The organism is Paramagnetospirillum marisnigri (assembly GCF_001650715.1).
In the GTDB taxonomy this organism is placed as follows: Bacteria; Pseudomonadota; Alphaproteobacteria; order Rhodospirillales; family Magnetospirillaceae; genus Phaeospirillum; species Phaeospirillum marisnigri.
Genome location: NZ_LWQT01000042.1, coordinates 61,076 through 68,452 on the forward strand (window position 1 = coordinate 61,076; position 7,377 = coordinate 68,452).

General features: G+C 62.7%; 10 protein-coding genes. 2 read left to right on the forward strand and 8 right to left on the reverse strand.

What is annotated here, in order from left to right:
* Positions 1–56: 56 nt before the first annotated feature.
* The 3 genes from A6A04_RS05465 to A6A04_RS05475 form a co-directional block, all read right to left on the reverse strand.
* Positions 57–1,175 (reverse strand): divergent polysaccharide deacetylase family protein, encoded by a 1,119-nt coding sequence (locus tag A6A04_RS05465; RefSeq protein WP_245651081.1) that lies wholly within the window; start codon positions 1,173–1,175, stop codon positions 57–59.
* A gap of 83 nt (positions 1,176–1,258) precedes the next feature.
* Complete coding sequence (locus A6A04_RS05470) at positions 1,259–2,074, reverse strand: trypsin-like serine peptidase (RefSeq protein WP_068490718.1); 816 nt, start codon at positions 2,072–2,074, stop codon at positions 1,259–1,261.
* Entirely contained in the window at positions 2,068–3,045 is a 978-nt protein-coding gene (locus A6A04_RS05475; RefSeq protein WP_068490721.1) for a mitochondrial fission ELM1 family protein, read from the reverse strand. The genes A6A04_RS05470 and A6A04_RS05475 overlap by 7 nt, the downstream gene beginning before the upstream one ends.
* Before the next feature lie 104 nt (positions 3,046–3,149).
* Here A6A04_RS05475 and A6A04_RS05480 point away from each other — a divergent pair, with 104 nt between their 5' ends.
* Together A6A04_RS05480 and A6A04_RS05485 are read left to right on the forward strand one after the other, a co-directional pair.
* Entirely contained in the window at positions 3,150–3,695 is a 546-nt protein-coding gene (locus tag A6A04_RS05480) for a hypothetical protein (protein WP_068490723.1), read from the forward strand.
* Positions 3,692–4,297: a JAB domain-containing protein gene (locus A6A04_RS05485; protein ID WP_082914719.1), complete on the forward strand. Its 606-nt coding sequence runs from the start codon at positions 3,692–3,694 to the stop codon at positions 4,295–4,297. The genes A6A04_RS05480 and A6A04_RS05485 overlap by 4 nt, the downstream gene beginning before the upstream one ends.
* 62 nt (positions 4,298–4,359) lie before the next feature.
* On the opposite strand, the gene A6A04_RS05490 is transcribed toward A6A04_RS05485, so the two are convergent.
* From A6A04_RS05490 to A6A04_RS21535, 5 genes are all read right to left on the reverse strand, one after another.
* On the reverse strand, positions 4,360–4,866 hold the full coding sequence (locus tag A6A04_RS05490; RefSeq protein ID WP_245651082.1) for a helix-turn-helix domain-containing protein: 507 nt from the start codon (positions 4,864–4,866) through the stop codon (positions 4,360–4,362).
* Between the two features lie 20 nt (positions 4,867–4,886).
* Entirely contained in the window at positions 4,887–5,300 is a 414-nt protein-coding gene (locus tag A6A04_RS05495; RefSeq protein WP_068490725.1) for a MucR family transcriptional regulator, read from the reverse strand.
* On the reverse strand, positions 5,290–5,568 hold the full coding sequence (locus A6A04_RS05500; RefSeq protein WP_068490727.1) for an HU family DNA-binding protein: 279 nt from the start codon (positions 5,566–5,568) through the stop codon (positions 5,290–5,292). Before A6A04_RS05500 ends, A6A04_RS05495 begins: the two co-directional genes overlap by 11 nt.
* 70 nt (positions 5,569–5,638) lie before the next feature.
* Positions 5,639–6,736 (reverse strand): sensor histidine kinase, encoded by a 1,098-nt coding sequence (locus A6A04_RS05505; RefSeq protein ID WP_082914721.1) that lies wholly within the window; start codon positions 6,734–6,736, stop codon positions 5,639–5,641.
* A gap of 113 nt (positions 6,737–6,849) precedes the next feature.
* On the reverse strand, positions 6,850–7,377 hold a 528-nt coding region (locus A6A04_RS21535), incomplete at its 5' end, for a sensor histidine kinase (RefSeq protein ID WP_245651083.1).

The following is a 7,377-nucleotide window of genomic DNA, read 5'->3' on the forward strand; positions in this document are numbered from 1 at the left end:
CTCTCCTGCGAATGATACTGGCGTCAGTGTGAAGCTTCCAGCAAGGGGAAGGTCAACTACCCATTGGGGGCGGATTTGATGATGGCGCTGACCGGCACCAGCACCAGCCCCTTGGCCTCCAGCCCGCCGATCCATCCCGCCAGCGCCTCGATAGTGCCGTCATGGGGATGGCCGATGGCGATGGCGAAGCCGTGCTTGCGGGCATGAGCCTCGGTCTTGGCCAGTTGCGCCCGCACATGCGCGACGCCCTGGTCATTGTCGAGGAAGATGTGCCTTGTGGCGAAGGGAATGCCGAACTGGCGCGCGAGATCGGCGCCCACCGTGCGCTCCGAGGTCACCGAATCGACCCAGACCAGACCGCGACGGCGCAATTCCTCCATCACCACCCGCATTCCCGCCGCTTCCGAGGTGAAGCGGCTGCCCATATGGTTGTTGATGCCCACATAGCCGTCGAAACGCGACAGGCCCCAGTCGAGGCGGCGGCGAATTTCCTCGGCCGACAGCCCCACCTCCAGCACTTCCGGCCCGGGATCATAGCTGGCGCTTTGCGGCTGCATGGGCACATGCACCATCAATTCGTGGCCATGGGCGCGGGCATCGGCGGTCTGGCGGGCCAGGTCATCGGCATAGGTCATATAGGACAGGGTCAGCGGCGCCTTCAGGGCGGCCATCCGTTCGCTCCGGCGGCGGTCCACGCCCAGGTCGTCGATGATGACGGCGATCATGGGGCGCCCCTGCACCTTGGGGGCGGGAACCGCATGGCGCAGCCAGACGGCGGCGCCGGGGGGAGCCAATTTGGCCATGGGGGCAGGCGGCGCGCTGGGCCGGGTCACCACCACCACGTCGGAGGCATGGCCCAGTTCCAGAGCCTCGGTGGAGCCTGGATCGGGTCGCGGCGGTGGTGGCTGGATCAGTGGCCGGGTGTCCTCGGGCTCCTCCTCCACCTTGCTGGATCGAGGCGCGGGCGCGGGATCAACGCCGATCACCGGGGCGGGCGCCTGCTCCATCCTGGCCGATCCGCCCGGGGGCGGCTTCGACGACCAGCGGCCGACGCCCAGGCCCACCGCCACGCCGACCACCAGCACGGCCACCATCAAGGCCACCAGGACCCAGGGGCGCTCCCACAGGGGCTGCTTGCGCCCCATCAGCATCCGCCTCACATCCTTGCGCCCCACGCGGCACACTCCCGGCTTTGAAAGAACCCCCGGCGGGTTATAGCCGCCACGACGCCACGGCGCAAAGACTCCCTCGGGGCGGGTCAGCGCCCCAGCGAGGCACCGAGATCCAGGCCCGATGGACGCGACAGTGGCCCGGCCCGGGTCGAACTGGCGGCCCCCAGCGCCATGGCGGTGGATTTCAGGCCGCCGACCGAGGCGGCGACCCCCATTTCGCCCTTGGACGGGATCACCGCCACATTGATAGCCACCAGCCTGATCTGGTCGCCGACCCAGGCGAAGACCGGTCCGCCGGACTCGCCCTGAACCGCGTCGCAATCGTGATAGAACACACCCGGCCGGGGCTGCTCCAGCAGGCGGCACCCCAGATGGGCCAGGGGCACGAAGGCGCGGTCGCGGCCGTAGCCCGCCACGCCGATGGTCATCCCCGTCTTGGGCTCGGCCAGGGCGATCCAGCCGATTTCGTCACCCACCGGGTCCTCCAGCTCCATCAACGCCCAGTCGTCGGCGCGGCTGTTGGAGGCCTGACGGTCGTCGCCGAACTGCCAGCCCGGCGCCGGATGCAGCGCCACCACCTTGGAGGCCTTCAGATACTCCCCCCGGTCGAAACCGGCGACGAAGGTATAGGCCGAGGCGGGCATGGGCCGCTGGGTGCGGCGATTCCACAGGCAATGGGCGGCGGTGGCCACCAGCTTCGGCCCGATCAGGGTGCCGCTGCAATGGCCGATGCCGAAATTGACCCGGCCCATGGCGCTCCAGGGAAAGGCGGCGGGCTCCATGGCGAGGCGCTGGTCGGCGCCCTTGATGCCGTGCAACTGCCGATCGGAAAGCTTGGTCTGGGCCGAAGCGGGCATGGCGAAAGCCAGCATCGCCAGGACGAGGGCAAACCACCTTACCATCCCATCCGCTCCTTGATGGCGCGAGCCACGTCGCCCGCCGTGTCCAGCCGGGGTCGTTCGGCCTCCTGCCCGTCCACTCCCGCCGTCAGCGGCCGCGCCGCCCCCAGCCGGTAAAGGCTGTCGTGCAGGCGGGCATGCTTGGCCGAGACCCAGCCGGGCGGCGCCCAGATCAGCAGCGGCGCGGCGGATGCGGTGGCCTCGCAGCACATGGACACCGAATCGCCGGTCACCACCACGGTATCGGCCAGGGCCAGGAAGCCGAAATAGGGGTTGTCGCCCGGCTGGCCGAACAGGTGCAGCCAGCGCGGTTCGGGCAGGCAATCGGCCAGCACCCTGCTCTGCTCGCTCCCGGTGCGGCGGCTGGTGGTCAGCAGCACCGAGCCGCCGGTCTCCCGCGCCAGCGCCGCCACCTCCCCGCCCAGGGCGCGGGCCATCTCCACCGGAAACGGGCGCTTGCGGGTGGCGCCGCCGACGATCACCGCCAGCCAGGGGCGCGGCAGATGGGCAAAGCGCCCGCGCCAGATATCGGCCTCGGCGGCAAGGCGGGCCGTCGTCACCCGATGGGGGGCGCCGATCATCTCAAGGATATTGGCCGCTGGGCGGGGCCGGTCATGGGCGGGAACGGCGATCAGGTCGAAATCGTCACGGCCGGGAAAGCCGGGATCCATGATCTGAGCCAGGAAGGCCCCCGAGCGGCGCTTGATCCAGCGCGCCACCGGGGCAGTACGGCGACCGGCGGCGATCACCAGATCGGGCCAGGGCGGAGCCAATGCTGCACGGCTGTCGGCCGTCACTCCCAGCAGCCCGGCGCCCCTCAGGGCGTTGGGCAGGGCACCAAGGCGATCGTAGCGGATGGGTTTGACCTCGAATGGCAGCCCCAGCGCCTCGGCCACGCCCAGGCACTGGCTGACATTGCCAGCCCGGTCGTCGGCCAGAACCCAGAGTCGGGGCGAAGCAGCGGTGTCGGTCATGGCCGACAGGCTCGGTCAAGCCGCCGCCTATTGCAACCGTATTTGTGGACGTGGACGGCTTTAACCCCTATATTTGGCGGTGGATCAATCCGTCAGGAATGCTCATGTTCGCCGACCATACCCTCACCCCCAAGGAAGCCGTGCGCCTGTGCGCGCTGGGAACCATCGCGTCCCGGCCGCTCCGCTACAGCGAGCTGGCGGGGTCGGTGCGCCACTTCACCGGCCGGATCATGGGACCGTCGCTCGACCTGATGGGCACCTCCATCGAATTGCTGCGCTATGAAGGCCTGGTGGACGCCATCGACGGCAAGGGCATGGAAGACGACGCCCTGCTGGCCATCTCGGAGGCCGGGCGACGCGAACTGCATAGCTTGCTGACCGCGCGGCTGCGGCCGGGCAGCGACCTGTCCAAGCTGGTGGTGGCGCTGAAGATGCGCTTCCTCGACCTGCTGGAGCCTGCCGAACGGCGCGAGCAGATCGACCTGCTCATCGATGGCGTCGAAAGCGAACTGGCCCGCCTGATCGACCTGCGCGGCAACAATGCCCAGGAAGACGGCCCCGGCAGCGCCCTGCTGGACTGGCTGGACCACGACATCACGCTGCTGGAAAGCCGCCTCCACTGGCTGGAAGCGTTCAGCGACCGGCTGTGACGGCCGATCCCCCTCTTCCCGGTCTGGCCGAGACCGCCTCTCCGGCCGACAAGCCCCACAAGGGCCATCGCGAACGCCTGCGCAAACGCTTCCTCGAAGCACCGGGCGCCCTGCCCGATTACGAGATTCTCGAACTGCTGCTGGCCACCGCCATCCCCCAGAAGGACGTCAAGCCCCTGGCCAAGGATCTGATCCGGCGGTTCGGCAGCTTTGCCGATGTCATCACCGCCGACAGGGAGGAACTGACCGGCGTGGACGGTGTCGGCGAGGTGGCCTGCGTCGCCCTGAAGCTGGTGCGCGAGGCCGCCATCCGCCTGGCCCGCGCCCCGGTGCTGAACGCCCCGGTGATTTCCAGCTGGGACGCGCTGCTGGACTATTGCCGCACCGCCATGGCCACCCTGCCCACCGAGCAGTTCCGCCTGCTGTTCCTCGACCGCAAGAACACCCTGATCGCCGACGAGGTGCAGCAGACCGGCACCGTCGATCACACGCCGCTCTATCCGCGCGAAGTGGTCAAGCGCGCCCTGGCGCTGCATGCCTCGGCGGTGATCCTGGTGCACAACCGTACTTGCCGCCGACCTATTTCACATTCAATTCAATAGGTTACAAAGACGCAATGCTTCCTGTGTCGCAATTGTGTCGCAAGTACTCCCCTTCTCGGTCCCTATTTGGTGCCCCCCAAAGCCTTCGCCATCGCAAGCACCTGATCCCGGACCTTGGGATCGGAGATGGTAAAATAGGCACGTACCAATTCAAGGGTTTCCCGTTTCGTCATCGGATCATCGTCGGGGACATCGACTGCCTTGGTGACGTTGCCCCGGATCACCTCAACCGGTGATGCTGCCTCGGCAGATGCCGAAATATCCTCGAAGAAATACCCGACTCGAACATCCAGAACACGGGACAAATCGAACAGCCTGGATGCTCCCACCCGATTGGCCCCACGTTCGTATTTCTGCACCTGCTGGAAGGTCAGCCCCAAGCATTCCCCCAGTTTTTCCTGGCTCATGCCCAGCAAGGTTCGGCGAAGCCGAATTCTGGCACCAACATGGACATCAATGGGGTTGGCACTGCCATCATCCAATCGGCCACGAGTTGACCGACCAGCCTTCCTGGCGATCTTGGCAGGCTTGGGGGCGGTTACGGGTTTGGAACCCTTACGTGGCGGCATGGCGATCCCTTCCCCATTCATCAGGTGGCTGATTTGGGCTTCCGGTTTGTCCTGGAATAGCCCAGCCCAACAGCCTTCGCAAACTCTGATCTGCGTGCAGCGTATTCCGGGGCGACGAGGGGATAATCCTTGGGCAAAGACCACTTGGCCCGGTACTCGTCAGCGGTCAGCCCATGCCCAGTCGTGAGGTGTCGCTTAAGCATCTTCTGCCGATCACCGCATTCCAAACACACAATGTAATCTGGGGTCACCGACCGCTTCACCGAAACGGCAGGCTGCTGCCGTTCAGCCGGTGCTGAAGCAGGGCTGTCCGCACCGGCTAAAGTCGAATAAACGGACTTGATCAGGCTTGGGATTTCAGTGGCCTCCAAGGTGCTGCTGCCCAGATAGGCAGCCACAATCTTGGTGGTCAGAGCCTTAATGTCATCGGCCATTGATGGTGTCCTTCAGACCCTTCCCGGCGGTGAATTTGGCAGACTTGCTTGCGGGAATGACGAGGGTTTCGCCAGTACGTGGATTTCGGCCAGTGCGATGAGGGCGTGATGCAACAGAGAAAGACCCGAAGCCGACCAGACGCACATCATCACCGGATTTCATGGCGGCAGTGATGGCTTCGAATACGGCGTCGATGGCACTTGCCGCGTCGGCCTTGGTCATGTTGGCACCATCGGCGACGGCATTGATCAATTCGGACTTGTTCATGTGCTCCCCCCTACAAAAAGCATGGCTATAACGAATGGCACGACGAATAGGCATCGTCAACCAAACGGGTTTACTCAGGCGTTGGCAAGGTAAACAGGAACGTCGAGCCGCCTGAAGGTGATTGCTCGACCCAAATCTCGCCGCCATGCCGCTCGACAATCTTTTTGCAGACAGAAAGACCTATCCCGGTTCCCTCGTATGCATCACGGGTATGAAGCCTCTGGAATAACAGGAAAATTCGGTCGAAGTATTCTGGTGCGATGCCGATGCCATTATCCTGGACAGAGAAGACGGACTTCCCGTCGTTAGTTCGTGCCATCACGGTGATTTGGGGCGTTATCCCCTCTTGACGGTACTTGACGGCATTCCCAATCAGGTTCTGGAAAAGCCGGTCCAACTGCTGGACATCACCAACCACCTCAAGAGAGGCGTCCACATCGACCGTAACTCGGGCATCGCACTCGGCAATGGCTGTTTTGAGATTTTTGAGTGCATGGGAAATGGCACCGCCGATCCGCATCGGAATTAAAGGATCGCCTAATCTTTCAATTCTCGAAAATTCAAGAAGGTCCAAGACCATGGCATCCATTCGCTGGGCACCTTCGCGGACAAAGCCAAGAAACTCATGCCCGTCAGCGTCAAAGTGGTGCCCATAGCGGCGTTCAATCAGGGCAACATAGCTGCTAATCATACGCAGTGGTTCTCGAAGATCATGGGATGCGACATAAGCAAATTGCTCAAGCTCGGCGTTGGATGCCGCTAAATCCTTGCAGGCAATTTCCAGCTTTTCTTCACTCTGGCGTCTGGTTGAAATGTCAAAGCAATAGCCGACATATCCGAGGAATTCGCCTGACTGGTTTAGAATCGGAATGCCGTAATCGGCGATCCATCCATACTCACCGCAGGCCCGCTTTATGCGGTATTCCATATCGAACGGCTGACGAAGTGCAAAGGCATTGAGATAGACTTTTAAGCAGCGATCAAAGTCGCCGGGATGGACACCCTCCGCCCATCCATCCCCCATCTCCTGCTCCATTGTCCTGCCGGTATAGGCAAGCCAAGCAGGGTTAAACCAATTGCATTTGGCATCGAGACCGGCACGCCAGATGAGAATCGGGGCTGCTTTTAGGAGTTCGAGATCAGGCCAACCTGTGTTTGCAACAATCATGGCCGCCCCCAAGCCATTGGCTTGGCAGGAATGCTACCAAAGGCATAAGGCTTCGGCAATTGATCAATTCTAAAATTCGAAATGCGGCAACCATGCCGCTAACTGCGAAAAATCTACACCGGCAGTGTGAACCGGAATGTGGCTCCGTGCCCAGGTTCTGACTCCACCCAGATTTGCCCTCCATGCTGCGTGATGATCCGCTTGCAGATCGCAAGTCCGACGCCGCTTCCAGGATATTGATTTCCAGCATGGAGCCGCCGGAAAATCTCAAAAATATCCTGGGTGGTGTCTGCAATGCCGATGCCGTTGTCGCGGACAGCAATCTGCCATTTGCCGTCCCTCTGCTCAGCATCAATGGATATTCGAGGCTTACGGTCAGGGTGGCGGAATTTGACCGCGTTGCCGATCAGGTTCTGAAAAACCTGCATCATTTGAACATCATCGCCGATCACTTCGGGAAGCTGGTCTACCGTGATTTCTGCGTGATTTTGGGAAATAACCTCTCTGAGATTATCTTGTGCCGCTGAACATGCAGCCGTCAGGGAGATGCGAGAGAACGAGACACCTTTTGCCGAAACTCTGGAAAACGCCAAAAGGTCGTTGATCAGCAGTCCCATTCGCTTTGCTGCACCAACGACGAA

Bases quoted from the DNA above. Each gene is read 5' to 3' on its own strand.
- A6A04_RS05490 (WP_245651082.1), bottom strand. From the start codon at position 4,866: ATGCCGCCACGTAAGGGTTCCAAACCCGTAACCGCCCCCAAGCCTGCC.
- A6A04_RS05475 (WP_068490721.1), bottom strand. From the start codon at position 3,045: ATGACCGACACCGCTGCTTCGCCCCGACTCTGGGTTCTGGCCGACGAC.
- A6A04_RS05470 (WP_068490718.1), bottom strand. From the start codon at position 2,074: ATGGTAAGGTGGTTTGCCCTCGTCCTGGCGATGCTGGCTTTCGCCATG.
- A6A04_RS05505 (WP_082914721.1), bottom strand. From the start codon at position 6,736: ATGATTGTTGCAAACACAGGTTGGCCTGATCTCGAACTCCTAAAAGCA.
- A6A04_RS05495 (WP_068490725.1), bottom strand. From the start codon at position 5,300: ATGGCCGATGACATTAAGGCTCTGACCACCAAGATTGTGGCTGCCTAT.
- A6A04_RS05500 (WP_068490727.1), bottom strand. From the start codon at position 5,568: ATGAACAAGTCCGAATTGATCAATGCCGTCGCCGATGGTGCCAACATG.
- A6A04_RS05480 (WP_068490723.1), top strand. From the start codon at position 3,150: ATGTTCGCCGACCATACCCTCACCCCCAAGGAAGCCGTGCGCCTGTGC.